At 61.9% G+C, this 13,668-nt stretch carries 13 protein-coding genes; 7 read left to right on the forward strand and 6 right to left on the reverse strand.

All coding sequences use genetic code 11. The annotated features are described in order from the left end of the window. Positions 1-153: 153 nt before the first annotated feature. Positions 154-2,013 carry a hypothetical protein gene (locus tag QTJ18_RS23050; RefSeq protein WP_252753498.1) on the reverse strand — a complete coding sequence of 620 codons (1,860 nt, stop codon included), beginning with the start codon at positions 2,011-2,013 and terminating at the stop codon, positions 154-156. Between the two features lie 137 nt (positions 2,014-2,150). Here QTJ18_RS23050 and QTJ18_RS23055 point away from each other — a divergent pair, with 137 nt between their 5' ends. Both QTJ18_RS23055 and QTJ18_RS23060 read left to right on the forward strand, forming a co-directional pair. Then, positions 2,151-3,179 (forward strand): glycosyltransferase, encoded by a 1,029-nt coding sequence (locus tag QTJ18_RS23055; RefSeq protein ID WP_252753689.1) that lies wholly within the window; start codon positions 2,151-2,153, stop codon positions 3,177-3,179. A 3-nt stretch (positions 3,180-3,182) separates the two neighbouring features. Further along, positions 3,183-3,578: a GtrA family protein gene (locus QTJ18_RS23060; RefSeq protein WP_252753688.1), complete on the forward strand. Its 396-nt coding sequence runs from the start codon at positions 3,183-3,185 to the stop codon at positions 3,576-3,578. A gap of 125 nt (positions 3,579-3,703) precedes the next feature. On the opposite strand, the gene QTJ18_RS23065 is transcribed toward QTJ18_RS23060, so the two are convergent. The 4 genes from QTJ18_RS23065 to QTJ18_RS23080 all read right to left on the reverse strand — a co-directional run bounded on the left by QTJ18_RS23065 (position 3,704) and on the right by QTJ18_RS23080 (position 6,951). Next, entirely contained in the window at positions 3,704-4,690 is a 987-nt protein-coding gene (locus tag QTJ18_RS23065) for a Gfo/Idh/MocA family protein (RefSeq protein WP_252753497.1), read from the reverse strand. Positions 4,691-4,788: 98 nt separating this feature from the next. After that, positions 4,789-6,060 carry an aminopeptidase gene (locus QTJ18_RS23070; RefSeq protein WP_252753496.1) on the reverse strand — a complete coding sequence of 424 codons (1,272 nt, stop codon included), beginning with the start codon at positions 6,058-6,060 and terminating at the stop codon, positions 4,789-4,791. A gap of 52 nt (positions 6,061-6,112) precedes the next feature. Further along, a complete protein-coding gene (ybaK, locus tag QTJ18_RS23075) occupies positions 6,113-6,592 on the reverse strand; it encodes a Cys-tRNA(Pro) deacylase (protein ID WP_252753495.1) in 480 nt (159 codons plus the stop codon). An 8-nt stretch (positions 6,593-6,600) separates the two neighbouring features. Then, positions 6,601-6,951: an ArsC family reductase gene (locus QTJ18_RS23080; protein WP_252753494.1), complete on the reverse strand. Its 351-nt coding sequence runs from the start codon at positions 6,949-6,951 to the stop codon at positions 6,601-6,603. Positions 6,952-7,104: 153 nt separating this feature from the next. On the opposite strand from QTJ18_RS23080, the gene QTJ18_RS23085 reads away from it, so the two are divergent. Next, complete coding sequence (locus QTJ18_RS23085; protein ID WP_252753493.1) at positions 7,105-7,269, forward strand: hypothetical protein; 165 nt, start codon at positions 7,105-7,107, stop codon at positions 7,267-7,269. A 167-nt stretch (positions 7,270-7,436) separates the two neighbouring features. Then, complete coding sequence (locus tag QTJ18_RS23090; protein WP_252753492.1) at positions 7,437-8,873, forward strand: methyl-accepting chemotaxis protein; 1,437 nt, start codon at positions 7,437-7,439, stop codon at positions 8,871-8,873. A gap of 76 nt (positions 8,874-8,949) precedes the next feature. Here QTJ18_RS23090 and QTJ18_RS23095 read toward each other — a convergent pair whose 3' ends face one another. Continuing rightward, complete coding sequence (locus QTJ18_RS23095; RefSeq protein ID WP_489667227.1) at positions 8,950-10,002, reverse strand: LacI family transcriptional regulator; 1,053 nt, start codon at positions 10,000-10,002, stop codon at positions 8,950-8,952. A gap of 453 nt (positions 10,003-10,455) precedes the next feature. Here QTJ18_RS23095 and QTJ18_RS23100 point away from each other — a divergent pair, with 453 nt between their 5' ends. The 3 genes from QTJ18_RS23100 to QTJ18_RS23110 all read left to right on the forward strand — a co-directional run bounded on the left by QTJ18_RS23100 (position 10,456) and on the right by QTJ18_RS23110 (position 13,663). Then, entirely contained in the window at positions 10,456-11,691 is a 1,236-nt protein-coding gene (locus tag QTJ18_RS23100) for an ABC transporter substrate-binding protein (protein WP_252753491.1), read from the forward strand. Between the two features lie 135 nt (positions 11,692-11,826). Continuing rightward, positions 11,827-12,729: a carbohydrate ABC transporter permease gene (locus QTJ18_RS23105; RefSeq protein WP_252753490.1), complete on the forward strand. Its 903-nt coding sequence runs from the start codon at positions 11,827-11,829 to the stop codon at positions 12,727-12,729. Continuing rightward, positions 12,722-13,663 carry a carbohydrate ABC transporter permease gene (locus QTJ18_RS23110; RefSeq protein WP_252753489.1) on the forward strand — a complete coding sequence of 314 codons (942 nt, stop codon included), beginning with the start codon at positions 12,722-12,724 and terminating at the stop codon, positions 13,661-13,663. Before QTJ18_RS23105 ends, QTJ18_RS23110 begins: the two co-directional genes overlap by 8 nt. The last annotated feature ends 5 nt before the right edge of the window (positions 13,664-13,668 follow it).

Consider the following 13,668-nt stretch of genomic DNA (forward strand, 5'->3'; position numbering starts at 1 on the left):
GCCCGTTCTAGCGGATTTTTCGCAAGCTTTCACCCTGCCTCGGACTTAAAAAAAGCATGGCGCGCATGCAGGCCCGCGCGGTCGCAGGTTAGTGGTTCGACATTTGCTCTGAGAGCGTCCGGCGGGAGGGAAACAAACGTCAAGTTCGTTCCACTAGCGGAGAATCTGATAGAGGCGGAAACCTTCGGAATCGGGTCCGGAGTCAGTCAGGGGAAGCGCTTTCAGGTAAGCGGGAACGCTGCCGCGTGCGAGGCTTGCGTAAAGTCCTTCCGGTTTCAAACGGATCAGCGTTCGAACCTGCGGATCGGTGGCGCAGAAGGCGAGGATCGTGGCTCCGGCACCGTTCAGGAAGGCCATTGCCTCGTCCGGGCTTGCCAGGCCGATATGCAGTTCGGTCAACATGCCGGCCTGGTTGCGGTGATAGGGCGCTGTGAGGACGCGATGCCCGGTATGGCGCAGGATCGCGGTGCCGCTTTCGGACGGTGCAACGACGACGCCGGCCGGAAGCGCTGAAAGCGCGCGCATATCACCCGCACTGGTGCAGGTCGTGGCAGTGCTGCGGGGAGACCCGGCCTCGGTGAGGGCGCTGATGGAGACGGCATTGCCCAGGCCCTTGGTGCTGACGGCGCCGACGAAAACCCAGACCAGCGGGACCGACATCAGCACCGTGATCGCATAGGCAAAGCCGGCATTCATATTTTCCGGTTCGGCATGCGACTGCCGCCGCAGATCGTTGATGATCAACGAGAGGGGCAGGATCGTCAGCGCATTGGACAGAAAGGCGCCGCGGACCTGGATCAGCGATACCAGCCATGCCACCGAGATGAGCGCCAGGAGCAGCAGATGGATTTCCGTCATCTCGCGGTCGAGGATCCGGAAGATGCAGACGGCAATGGCGAAGAGACCGACGGCGTAGAAACCGCCTACGGTGGCCGGCTCATGCTGCAATTGGGAGAGAAAAGGTTGCGCTTCCGTCACGTTATTCAGCCACAGGTCCCGCAGCATGGGATCCAGATCGGCAAGAGGGCTGCTGAGGCATTGCGGGGCGATCAGGCCCGCGGCCAGAAGCAGGCCTGCGCCCAAGGCGCCAAGGGCGAGGAACCGATAGGCTTGCGGCGCGCCTCGCAGTGTCTGCGCCAGCAGAAAGAGGCCTGCGCCGCCAAGGGCCGAGAGGGAATAGAAGGCGAGCGAAAGATTGTCGCAGGTAACCGCCGCATAGTGGGCGGGCGGCACTGTCGCCACGAAGAAGGCCGTGACCGACACAGCCAGAGACAGGCCGAAGGCGCGGGCAGGGCGCCCGAACGCCTCGCCGTGATAGGCCCATTGCACCGCAACGCAGGCGCAGGCGCAGGCGACGATCGGCATGGTTTCGGCACCGATCGCTATGGCCAGCGCTGCCGCGACACCGGCAACCGCATGGCTCACCCCTTGCCGGCGCCTGTCGATCAGGCAGGCGGCCAGGAAGACCATGAGGGTCTGCTGCACATTATGGTGGTCGATCGATCCCGGATGGAAGCGGATCGACGAAAAGACGAAGAGAGCGGCCAGCCCGAAGGCGATGTGCATGGTGGCAACGCCGCCCATGTTGCGTCCGCCGAGACCGCAGGCGGCAATGAACAGAACAGACCACGACAGCGGCCATACTGTCAGCGCCAGCGCTTCCGCCTGTTCCGGAGACGCTGCAAACAGCGAAAAGAGGCGGATCAGCAAGCCGATCGGCAGGTCGATCAGCCGCGACCAGTGCATCAGCGTGCCGCCGTCCAGGCCGAGACGGTATTGCATGAGGTCGAACCAGCCCTGGCCGGAGAGCCAGTCGCGAATTTCGACAAGACGCATCGCGTCGTCATTGTCCTTGCCGACATAATCGGCGGCATCGGGAATGTGGAAGACCAGGATGGCGGCAATGACGATGGTGCAATAGGCCAGCAGGGAAGGCAGGAAGCGGCTCCATAGGCCTGCGGAACGACCGCGCTCGTCTGCGGCAATGGTGCTGTGTCGCAGGGAAGTTGTCATGACCGGTCCTCAGTCGCCAGCCCCTCTGGGCTTTCTCGTGCCTTACCGGAAACCTAGCCTTAACCTTCTCAAGAAATAGTAAAGCGCGCGGGGCTCCTTTTCATGGCGTCCGGGAAGCGGAGTAGCGGGTGAACAGCATGGATGAAGCTGCGGCAGGGGAAAGTTCGGCAGGCAATCCCCTCACGATCGCCATCCTGCTTCCCTGCTTCAACGAGGCGGCGACGATCGGCCCTCTGGTGCGCGGCTTCCGGCGCGCCCTGCCGCATGCAACGATCTATGTCTATGACAATAATTCCACCGATGGGACGGCGCTTGCGGCCATGCTGGAAGGCGCCGAGGTCCGCCGGGAGCGGCGCCAGGGCAAGGGCCATGTGGTGCGGCGCATGTTCGCCGATATCGAGGCGGATCTCTATGTCATGGCGGATGGCGACGGAACCTATGCGCCGGAGGATGCCGAGGAACTGATCCGGACCCTGTTGAGCGAGCGGTCGGACATGGTGGTCGGCCGGCGTCGCGGCGTCCAGGACGATGCAGGCCGCCAGGGCCATGCCACCGGCAATCGACTGTTCAACATGCTGTACCGCATGCTATTCGGCCCTGATTTCACCGATATCTTTTCCGGCTACCGTGCCTTCACCCGGCGTTACGTCAAGAGTTTCCCGGCAATTTCGGGCGGCTTCGAGATCGAGACGGAAATGTCGGTGCATGCCTCGCGGCTGAAGCTGCCGGTGAGCGAACTGGAGCTGCATTACGGGCGGCGGCCGGAAGGCTCGTTTTCCAAGCTCTCCACCTTCCGGGATGGCTTCCGGATCCTGCGCATGTTCGCGATGCTGATGAAGGAAACCCGGCCCTTCCTGTTTTTCGGAGTGATCAGCGCGCTGCTCTTTGCAGCCGGTCTGGCGCTTTCCGCGCCGGTCATACTCGATTACCTGCAGACGGGGCTCGTCCCGCGCATGCCGACCTGGATGGCCTCGCTGATGCTGGTGAGCCTGTCATCGGTGGCCCTCACGGCCGGCATCATCCTGGATTCCGTCGCGCGCGGGCGCAACGAGATGTTGCGTCTGGCCTACCTCAATGTGCCGGCGCGAAGCCCGGGCCAAGCCCCTGCGGCGCAGGAGCGCCCCGATCACCTGCCGCAGCCGGACAGCCGGACCCGAGCGGCCTGAATGATGAAAAGGCTGATCTGGTTTCTCTTCGCCGGCGGTTGCGGCTTTCTGATCGATGCGGGGCTCACGGAGGGTCTGATCCTGTTGGGCATGAGCCCGTTCGCCGCGCGGATTCCCGCCATTTCGGCAGCCATGGCCTTTACCTTCTTTATCAACCGGACCTTCACCTTCGGTCGCTCCGGCCATTCGCTTGTGGCGGAAGGCGTTCGCTACTGGGCTGTCGGCATGACCTCGGCCCTGTTGAACTATTGCGTCTATTCCCTGCTCATCCACCGGCTGCCTCTGCTGCAGCCGGTGGTGGCCGTGGCCCTCGGTTCCTTTGCCGCGACGGCCTACAGCTATTTCGGCTATTCGCGGTTTGTCTTTCGCCACCGGCGCGGGGATGCGAAAAGGCGCTGAGGTCTGATATCAAATGTCGATGATAGGAACCCATTGCGTGGGACCGGAGGCGGTTTTCCGTCCGGAACCTGCGTCAGAACAAGGAACCAAGCGGACGAAGCATTGGCAGGCCAATGCAAGTCTGCTTAGACCGTCTCCCAGCCATCCTTGTCGCTGGCGCGGTAGATGGCATCGATGAAGCGCTGATTGGCCAGCGAATTCTCCAGCGATACCACATCCGCGGGCTCGCCCAGCGCCTTGGCGGCAAAGGCTTCCGCCTGGCGCTTGTACTGGCGGCTGTCCTGGAAGCGGTAGATTTCCGAGCGGGCATGCTTCTGATCGGTCAATTCCACCTCTTCGGCACCGTATCGGTCGGCATTGAAGGGCGACTTTACCTCGATGAAGCCCTCGCTTCCGTGGAAAACCATGACCTGGCGCGAGGCAAGCTGGGTGGAGATATAGAAACTCATGTCGAACGCACCGAAATCCGCCTTGACGCTGGAATAGATATCGGTGCCGAAATCCGGATCGCGCTCAGTGGTGGCCTGCACCCTTATCGGCTCCTTGCCGGTGGCAAAACGCGTCGCCATGGTGGGATAGACGCCGATATCGGGCAGTCCGCCGCCGCCCAGTTCCGGAATATTGCGCATGTTGTCGGGGTCGCGGTTGAAATAGCTGAAGGCGCCCTGCACATGGCGCAGACGGCCGATGGCGCCCTCCGACAGAAGTGCGCGGACCTTGTGCCAGACCGGCGCATAGGTGATCATGAAGGCTTCCGCGATGACGACCTTGTTGCGGTCTCTCGCGGCAATCAGCAGGTCAATTTCATCCGCCTTCAAGGCAATCGGCTTTTCGCACAGGACATGCTTGCCGGCGTCCGCTGCCTTCAGCGCCCAGGTGACATGCTGGCTGGTCGGCAGCGGAATGTAGACGGCATCGATCGTGTCCGAGGCCAGCATTTCCTCATAGGAGCCGAAGGCATGCGGCACCGAAAACCGGTCGGCCATCTGGCGTGCGCGGGCGAGATCGCGGCTGGCAACGGCCGTGACGACGCAGTTTTCCGCATCCTGAATGGCAGGGACAACGGCCTGTTTGCCGATGCGGGCTGTGGACAGAATGCCGAAGCGTAACATTCGCGATTTTCCTCCGAGGTCGGTGCCGCGCACCGGGATTGGCATGAGATCGGGAAGCGGGGCGCGCGCGCGGTCAGCACGGCGCCCTGCCTCATGGTTCAGCGAGAGGCCCATTCGCCCTTGCGCATGACGGGGACCCGGCTGCCATCGGCGCGAAGCCCGTCAATATCCACCGCGTTCGAACCGATCATCCAGTCGATATGGATCATCGAGGAATTGCCGCCCTGAGCCTTGATCTGGTCCGGGCTCAGCGAGGCACCGTTCAGGAAACATTTCGAATAGCACTGGCCGAGCGCGATATGGCAGGATGCGTTTTCATCGAAGAGGGTATTGTAGAAGAGAATGCCGGAGGCCGAGATGGGCGACGAATGCGGCACGAGCGCCACTTCGCCAAGCCTGCGCGCACCCTCATCGCTGTCCAGAACCTTGGCCAGCACCGCCTCGCCACGGGATGCACGCGCCTCGACAATGCGGCCGGCTTCAAACCGGACCTGGATATCGTCGATCAGCGTGCCCTGGTGCGAGAGCGGCTTGGTGGAGGAAACGGTTCCTTCCACCCGCAGCGCATGCGGCGTGGTGAAGACTTCCTCGGTCGGGATGTTCGGATTGCAGGTGATGCCATTCTTGGCGGTGGAGGCGCCGCCCTGCCATTCGTGGCCATCGGCCAGACCGACGGTGAGGTCGGTGCCGGGGCCGGAAAAGTGAAGCGCGGCAAAGCGCTCGCCGTTCAGCCAGGTGGAGCGCGTCTTCAGATTGGCATTGTGTTCGGCCCAGGCGGCAATCGGATCTGCCGTATTGATGCGCGAGGCGGCAAAGATTGCGTCCGCCAGCGCCCGGACAGCCTCTTCTTCGCCAAGATCGGGAAAGACCTGGCGGGCCCAGCTCGGATTGGGATAGGAGCAGATGTGCCAGTTGATGTCGAAATTGGCGATCTTTTCGAGTGCCGGCTTCGAAGCCAGCGAATTGGCCTTGTTGGCGCGCGCGACGTTCTGGGGATCTTCGCCGGCCAGCAGCATCGGATTCTCGCCGGAAATCGCAAGTCGTGCCGCGCCGCCCGCATAGGCCTTGGCCATGCCCTCGTAAAGCCAGTCCGCCGCTCTGTCGAAACTGCCGTCGGGCGCATGGCGGTAGCGGGAAAGCGTCGTCTCCTCGTCGGAATAGAATGTGGTGACGAGGCCGGCACCGGCCTGATAGGCGTGCCGGGTGATGTCACGCACCAGCGCTACGGCGGCCAAAGGGGCGGTGATCACGAGATCCTGGTTTGCCGCGAGCTGGAGGCCGACCTTGACGGCCACCTCCGCCAGCTTGTCGAGCTTGACCGGATCGATGGCCGTTTCAAAAGGGGAGCCGGGAGTGGAATGAAGGGTCATGCAGCCTGCACCTGTGTGTGAACATCCTCAGGCTCCAGACATAGTCCGGCGCTCACGCCTCGGCAACAACCGAGGCAATGACGGCATCGAGCGCGGTTGCGGCATCGCGCGGCGACAGGCGCACCTGCAGCCCGCGCTGACCGCCATTCAGATAGACCAGCGGTTCGTCCATGGCCGACGCCTCGATCACCGTGGCAACACGCTTTTTCTGGCCGAAGGGACTGATCCCGCCCACGACATAGCCGGTTGCCCTTTCCGCAGCCGCCGGCTTCATCATGCTGGCGCTCTTGCCCTGGAAGACGGCGGCCAGCTTCTTCATCGAGACTTCGCGATCCGACGGGATGACGGCGCAGACCGTCCGCCCATCGACCTCCGCCATCAACGTCTTGAGGACGCGATGAGCCGGCTCGCCAATGGCTTGCGCCGCCTGCAGGCCGATCCGCTCGGCGGACGGGTCGTAATCATAAGTGTGGACAGTGAAGGCGATGCCGGCCTTGGCCAATTCCTGGGTTGCGCGGGTGTTTTTCGACATCGCAGAGACTACCTCGATGCAAACAGCGTCTCATAGGTCTCGGGTTTGAAGCCGATGGTCAAGCCCTGGTCCGTCTCCAGGACCGGTCGCTTGATCAGCGATGGTTGGGCGAGCATCAGATCGATGGCCTTGTCCCGGCCAAGCTCGGCCCTGTCCGCCTCGTCGAGCTTGCGGAAGGTCGTGCCGGCGCGATTGAGAACCGTCTCCCATCCCAGTCTGTCCACAAAATCCTCAAGGCGCTCGCGGGCAATCCCGTCGGTCTTGTAATCGTGAAAGCGATAGTCGATCCCATGCGCGTCGAGCCAGGACCGGGCTTTCTTCATCGTGTCGCAATTCTTGATGCCAAAGATGACTGTCATCGGAGATCTCGTTCAGGTGTGATGCCGGGCGACCCTGCGAATTGCTGGCCAGAGACGAGAGCATGCGCGCGCTGCATGCCTCCCATCTTCTCTTGTGCATTGCGAAAAACGCAGGTCAAACCAATATGTCTCAAGAGACAGAAGGAGATCAAAATGTCTACGAAAAACAGCAAAACCCGCCATGGATTCCTCGGTCGGGCCGCAGCCGTCTTCGGCGCCGCTGTTGCCGCCTCCGCCGCCATCGAAGCGCATCGCAAGCCTGCCCGTCAGGATCTCATGACGCTCGGCATCGACCCGCAGGCCTTCGAACGGATCTGATCCGTCTGACACCCGGATTGCCGATCGAGCGGCCGCGCAATACTCTTTCGACGCAGTGTGCGCCAGACCGTGGAACCGCGGGGCGTGTGACCCATCACGGGTTGAGAACATGGGAAACGCTTCGTTAACGTTGCACGTGCATTCTTCCCGGATCGGGAGGAATTCCTATGTCACACGCAGCAGCTTTGTCCATGGCCGCCCCTTGCGTGGAGGCTGAACCTGAATCCGCACTGCATACGGCCGTCACGCGGCTGGCCGCCGAGGCTTCGGCTCTTGGCATCCATCTGGTGGATATTGCCGGCGCCATCCAGGATACGGCCTCGCAATCGGCGAGGCAGGCCGACCTTCTGACGGGAACGACCCGCTCCGCAAACAGCATTGCCGATGCCAATCGCCGGATCGCCGACGCGCTCGGCCAGACCAATGCGCTTGCTGCCCGTGCCCGAAATGTCCTGACGCTTCAGGCCGAACAACTTGACGGCTCCATCACGGCCATTGATCACATGGTCGGCGCCTCGCATGACATGGGTGTCGAAATCCGGTCCTTCTCGTCGGCCCTGGCCGATGTCGGAAAGCTTGCGGAAGCGATCGGAACCATTGCGCGGCAGACCAATCTTCTCGCCTTGAACGCAGCCATCGAGGCCGCGCGCGCCGGTGAGGCAGGACGCGGCTTTGCCGTGGTGGCGGCCGAGGTTCGTGCTCTGTCGCTGCAGACATCGCAGACGACCTCCTCCATCCAGGACACGCTGATCCATCTCGGCCAGCGCATCGAGAAGCTCATCGCCGCCGGCGAGGGCGCGCGCCTGTCCGCCGAAGGCGTGAAGGTGACGGCCCAGGATGTCCAGACCTCGTTTCAGGAGGTGGAAGGCGTCATGTCGCAGATCCTCGACCAGGCCTCGGCCCTGGCGGAGACGAGCCGCGAGGTCGATCAGCAATGCGGCGAATTTACCGGTGCCCTGAACGAGACGGCAGCCGCCGTCCTGCGCTCCAACGATCAATTGCAGAAGGCCTCGGCCCGCGTGGGCGATGTCGTGACGATTTCGGAACGTATGATCCAGGCAACCGCGCGCGCCGGCGTGCAAACCGAGGATACGCCCTTCATCGAACAGGTCATGGCCGCGGCCGAGAGGATCGGTCAGGTACTGGAGGAGGCGGTGCAAGCCGGCCGTACGGACATGGCCGCCTTGTTCGACCGAACCTATCAGCCGATCGCCGGCACCGAACCGATCCAGTACATGACGCGCTTCACGCTGCTGACGGATGCCCTGCTGGGCCCGATCCAGGAAAGCGTCGCGCAGAGCAGCGAGCGCATTGCCTTCTGCGCCGCGGTCGACGAGAACGGCTATCTGCCCACCCATAACAAGGCCTTTTCCCAGCCGCAGCGCGCGGGCGACGTCACCTGGAACACCGCCAATTGCCGCAACCGACGCATTTTCAACGATCGCGTCGGTTTGTCTGCGGGCAGAAGCAAGGAGGCTTTCCTGCTGCAGACCTATCGCCGCGACATGGGCGGCGGCCAGTTCGTTCTCATGAAGGATATTTCGGCGCCGATCACGGTCAGGGGCCGGCACTGGGGCGGGCTGCGCTTGGCCATCAAGGCCTGAGGACTGCCACTCTCGTGTTCGCCGCGCTTCTTGCGCCGGACGCAGCACACGGGCCGATCGATGCGGCACAGACCCTTCAGGGTTTTGGCGCCATGGACGACCAGAGGGGCTCACTGATGCTCTGCAGGAGATCGGGCGAGACGCCGTCAATGCGGGCGATGACCGCCTTGGCGAGTTCGCGGCCGGCATGGCGGACATTCTCATTGACCGTGTAGATCTCCGGCCGCACCCAGTTCAAAAAATCTGCCGATTGCTTGGAAACCAGATCCACGCCGTCCCCCAGACGTCGGCCGGCCGCCTCCAGACCCGCCACCAGGGAGATCGTGGCGCTACCGCTGATCGAGATGATGCCATCCGGCGGCTCGGCGGATTGCATCAGATCCTTCATATGGGCGCGGATCTCGTCGAGCGGCGATTCGCTCGTGATGCGGCCCATGGATACCTCGGTCGCGCCGAATGCCGATAGGGCCCGTTCGAAGCCCACCCGCGTGTGGATGTAATAGGACAGCCTGGCCGGAGGCGCCAGAAGCGCAATCCGCCGCCGGCCCCGTGCGACCAGCCGCTCGACCGCCTGAAAGGCATAGGTCTCGTTATCGAAATCGTGGAAAGGATGCACGATGCCCATATCGGTGCGCCCATGCGTGGCAAAGGGAAAATTGCGTTCCGTCATCAGTGCCACCCGCGGATCATCCGGCGCCGTGCGAGAAACGATCATGCCATCTGCCGACCCCGTGTCGAGGATGTAGCGCACCGGTGCCATGGGGTCCTTCTGATGGACATGCGGCGTCAGCACGAGATGATATTGCGTACCGGCCAGAACTTCGGAAATGCCGAACATCATCTGGCTGGTGAAGCCCATCAATTCCTCATCGATGCTGAGCACCAAAGCGATGACATTGGTCTTGCCCGTGCGCAAGCGGACACCAGCGCGATTGGGCTGATAGCCGAGCTGGTTTGCGACCAGCCGGACGCGCTCCTTGGTGTCGGTGCCGATATCCGGCGCGTCCTTCAAGGCCCGTGAGACCGTGGTAATGCCCAGTCCCGTCATATAGGCGATCGTCTTCAGGGTGGGCCGCTCCCGCGTTGCCGATGCTGCGAGTCCACGCGCCGGCTCTGGAACAGATGTCACTGCCTTGTTTCGGCTTCCCTTGGAAATGCTCTTCTCATCCATGCGTCATTCATCCGTTCCAGGCGCGGGACTATAGACGAACTTCGTCCGGCTGGAAACGAATTGCCTCTCGCTTACAAATGTCCGATGCATCAAAAACTGAAACGTTGCAGTTACTTTGTCGAACGCTTTTTTGAGCGCGGTGGCTGCTGCATCAACCGGCGCGAGTACAACGCAGGCGCGGAATCATTTTCGCATCCGCAAAAACGGAGAATCGTGAAATCCTTCCAAAACCCCTTTATCATAACAAATTTCCGGGATGTCTTCCGCGACAAAGCTCGGTCCAAGCTGCAGTAAAATCAATCGGAGATTGCATTCACCAGGAGGGGAACAAAATATCGAAACGGGCTGTTGCGCTCGAAGAAAGTTTCGCATAGCCTTTTTACGGCAACGTTTCAGTGAGGGAGGAGACTCATGAATTTGCGTGTTTTAAAAGCTATGGCTCTGGCGAGCGTCATGCTGCCGGCCGCTCATGTCGGCGCAACGGAGCTGGAGGTTACCCATTGGTGGACATCCGGCGGCGAGGCGGCGGCTGTCAAAGAGCTTGCGGATGCCTTCAACACCACAGGCAATACCTGGGTTGACGGCGCCATTGCCGGCTCGGGCGGTACGGCCCGGCCAATCATGATCAGTCGGATCACCGGTGGCGACCCGATGGGCGCCACGCAGTTCAACCATGGCCGCCAGGCGGAGGAGCTTGTGCAGGCCGGTCTCATGCGAGATCTGAGCGATGTGGCGGAGAAAGGGAAGTGGAAGGAGATCATCAAGCCGGCCAGCCTGCTCGACAGCTGCACGATTGACGGCAAGATCTATTGCGCCCCGGTCAATATCCATTCCTGGCAGTGGCTCTGGCTTTCGAACGATGCGTTCAAGGCGGCCGGCGTCGAAGTGCCGAAGAACTGGAACGAGTTCGTGGCGGCCGCGCCCGCTCTGCAGAAGGCCGGCATCCAGCCGCTCGCTATGGGTGGACAACCCTGGCAGGCGACCGGTGCCTTCGACACGCTGATCATTTCGCTCGGTGGCAAGGATCTTTTCATGAAGGTCTTCAGCGACAAGGATGAAGAGGCGGCTGCCGGCCCGGACATGGCCAAGATCTTCAAGGCGGCAGACGATGCGCGCAAGATGGCCAAGGGCACCAATGTGCAGGACTGGAACCAGGCCACGAACATGGTCATCACCGGCAAGGCGGCCGGGCAGATCATGGGGGACTGGGCCCAGGGCGAATTCCAGCTGGCGGGCAAGACCGCCGGCAAGGATTATACCTGCCTTCCCGGTCTCGGCCTCAACCAGTATCTGACGGCCGGCGGCGATGCCTTCTATTTCCCGCTCCTGAAGGATGAGGCCCAGTCGAAGGCGCAGGAAGTGCTGGCCCAGACCATCGTCGACCCGAAGACGCAGGTCGCCTTCAACCTGAAGAAGGGCTCGCTGCCGGTGCGCGGCGATGTCGATCTGGCGGCGGCAAACGACTGCATGAAGAAAGGTCTCGATGTCCTTGCAAAGGGCAATATCCTCAAGAGCACGGATCAACTCCTCTCGGCGGATACGCAGAAGCAGAAGGAGGATCTGTTTTCCGAATTCTTCGCCAATGCGTCCATGACGCCTGAAGCGGCGCAGAAGCGGTTCGCCGATATCATCGCCTCTGCCGATTGATCAGCCTGCGGCGAGCCGGTCGTCCTGTCCTGAGCCGACCGGCTCTCTTGCCCCCGACGACAGCCGACGAGGCTGCATCCGGTCCTTGCGCCGGTGCGGCTCCGGCTCTTCGTGATCAATGAGGAGACCTTCTCTATGACATCCCGCGCGCCGGCTGGCCGGCCGAACCAGCTTTTCAAGAACCTCAACGCGAAGATCGCCCTCATCCCGATGATGCTCGTCGCGCTCGTCGTCTTTCTTGGCGGCACGGTCTGGACGGTGCTGTATTCCTTCACACGCTCAGGGCTGCTGCCGCGGCTGAGCTTTGTCGGTCTCGACCAGTATGAGCGTCTCTGGGATGCGCCTCGCTGGATCATCTCCATCCAGAACCTGGCGATCTACGGCATCTTGTCGCTGATCTTCAGCCTGTGCATCGGCTTTCTGCTGGCGGCGCTGATGGACCAGAAGATCCGCTTCGAAAATACCTTCCGCACCATCTTTCTCTATCCGTTCGCCCTGTCCTTCATCGTCACCGGGCTGGTCTGGCAGTGGATCCTCAATCCGGAATTCGGCATCCAGTCCATCGTCCGGAGCCTGGGCTGGACCAGTTTCGCCTTCGATCCGCTCTACAACCCGCAGATCGTCATCTATGGAATCCTGATTGCCGGCCTGTGGCAGGGCACGGGCCTCGTGATGTGCCTGATGCTGGCCGGCCTGCGCGGCATAGACGAGGATATCTGGAAGGCCGCCCGGGTGGACGGCATACCCATGTGGCGGACCTATCTCTTCATCATCATTCCCATGATGCGGCCCGTCTTCATCACGACCTTGGTGCTGATCGCAAGCGGCATCGTCAAGGTCTACGACCTCGTCGTGGCGCAGACCAGCGGCGGCCCCGGGATAGCCTCGGAAGTGCCGGCCAAATACGTCTATGACTACATGTTCCAGGCGCAGAATCTGGGCCAGGGCTTCGCCGCCTCCACCATGATGCTGCTGACGGTCGCCATCATCGTCATCCCCTGGGCCTATCTCGAATTCGGAGGGAAGAAGCGTGGCTAACATTGGCACGATCAACGCGACAGGCGCAAGTTTCGATGCGGTGGCCGGCCAGACGGCAGGCCCGCGCGGCAGGCGCCCGAGAAAGACCCTCTCGCGCCGCAATATCATCCTCTACGGCACGCTGATCATTGCAGCGCTCTATTATCTGCTGCCGCTCTACGTCATGGTCGTCACGTCATTGAAGGGTATGCCGGAAATCCGTCTCGGCAATATCTTCTCTCCGCCCATGGAGATCACGCTGGAACCCTGGGCCAAAGCCTGGGCGAGCGCCTGCACCGGATTGAACTGCGAAGGCCTCTCGCGCGGCTTCTGGAATTCGGTGCGCATTCTGCTGCCTTCGGTCGTGGTGTCGATCGCGGTCGCCTCGGTCAGCGGCTATGCGCTGGCGAACTGGCGGTTCAAGGGCGCCGACCTGTTCTTTTCCATCCTGATCATCGGAGCCTTCATCCCCTATCAGGTGATGATCTACCCGATCGTGATCATCCTGCGCGAACTCGGCGTCTATGGCACGCTGACCGGCCTCGTCATCGTTCACACGATCTTCGGCATGCCGATCCTGACCCTGCTGTTCCGCAATTATTTCTCCGCCCTGCCGGAGGAATTGTTCAAGGCCGCGCGCATCGATGGTGCCGGCTTCTGGCAGATCTACCTGCGCATCATGCTGCCAATGTCGCTGCCAATCTTCGTCGTAGCCATGATCCTGCAGGTCACCGGCATCTGGAACGACTTCCTGTTCGGCGTCGTCTTCACCAGGCCCGACAGCTATCCGATGACGGTGCAGCTCAACAATATCGTCAACTCCGTGCAGGGGGTGAAGGAATACAACGTCAATATGGCGGCGACCCTTTTGACGGGCGCTGTGCCTCTGATCGTCTATTTCGTCTCCGGCAGATTGTTTGTCCGCGGTATTGCCGCCGGCGCAGTGAAGGGCTGAATTTC

The sequence above is a fragment of the Rhizobium sp. SSA_523 genome (assembly GCF_030435705.1).
GTDB lineage: Bacteria > Pseudomonadota > Alphaproteobacteria > Rhizobiales > Rhizobiaceae > Neorhizobium.

Bases quoted from the DNA above. Each gene is read 5' to 3' on its own strand.
- QTJ18_RS23105 (WP_252753490.1), top strand. From the start codon at position 11,827: ATGACATCCCGCGCGCCGGCTGGCCGGCCGAACCAGCTTTTCAAGAAC.
- QTJ18_RS23100 (WP_252753491.1), top strand. From the start codon at position 10,456: ATGAATTTGCGTGTTTTAAAAGCTATGGCTCTGGCGAGCGTCATGCTG.
- QTJ18_RS23090 (WP_252753492.1), top strand. From the start codon at position 7,437: ATGTCACACGCAGCAGCTTTGTCCATGGCCGCCCCTTGCGTGGAGGCT.
- ybaK (WP_252753495.1), bottom strand. From the start codon at position 6,592: ATGTCGAAAAACACCCGCGCAACCCAGGAATTGGCCAAGGCCGGCATC.
- QTJ18_RS23070 (WP_252753496.1), bottom strand. From the start codon at position 6,060: ATGACCCTTCATTCCACTCCCGGCTCCCCTTTTGAAACGGCCATCGAT.
- QTJ18_RS23050 (WP_252753498.1), bottom strand. From the start codon at position 2,013: ATGACAACTTCCCTGCGACACAGCACCATTGCCGCAGACGAGCGCGGT.
- QTJ18_RS23060 (WP_252753688.1), top strand. From the start codon at position 3,183: ATGAAAAGGCTGATCTGGTTTCTCTTCGCCGGCGGTTGCGGCTTTCTG.
- QTJ18_RS23080 (WP_252753494.1), bottom strand. From the start codon at position 6,951: ATGACAGTCATCTTTGGCATCAAGAATTGCGACACGATGAAGAAAGCC.
- QTJ18_RS23085 (WP_252753493.1), top strand. From the start codon at position 7,105: ATGTCTACGAAAAACAGCAAAACCCGCCATGGATTCCTCGGTCGGGCC.
- QTJ18_RS23065 (WP_252753497.1), bottom strand. From the start codon at position 4,690: ATGTTACGCTTCGGCATTCTGTCCACAGCCCGCATCGGCAAACAGGCC.
- QTJ18_RS23055 (WP_252753689.1), top strand. From the start codon at position 2,151: ATGGATGAAGCTGCGGCAGGGGAAAGTTCGGCAGGCAATCCCCTCACG.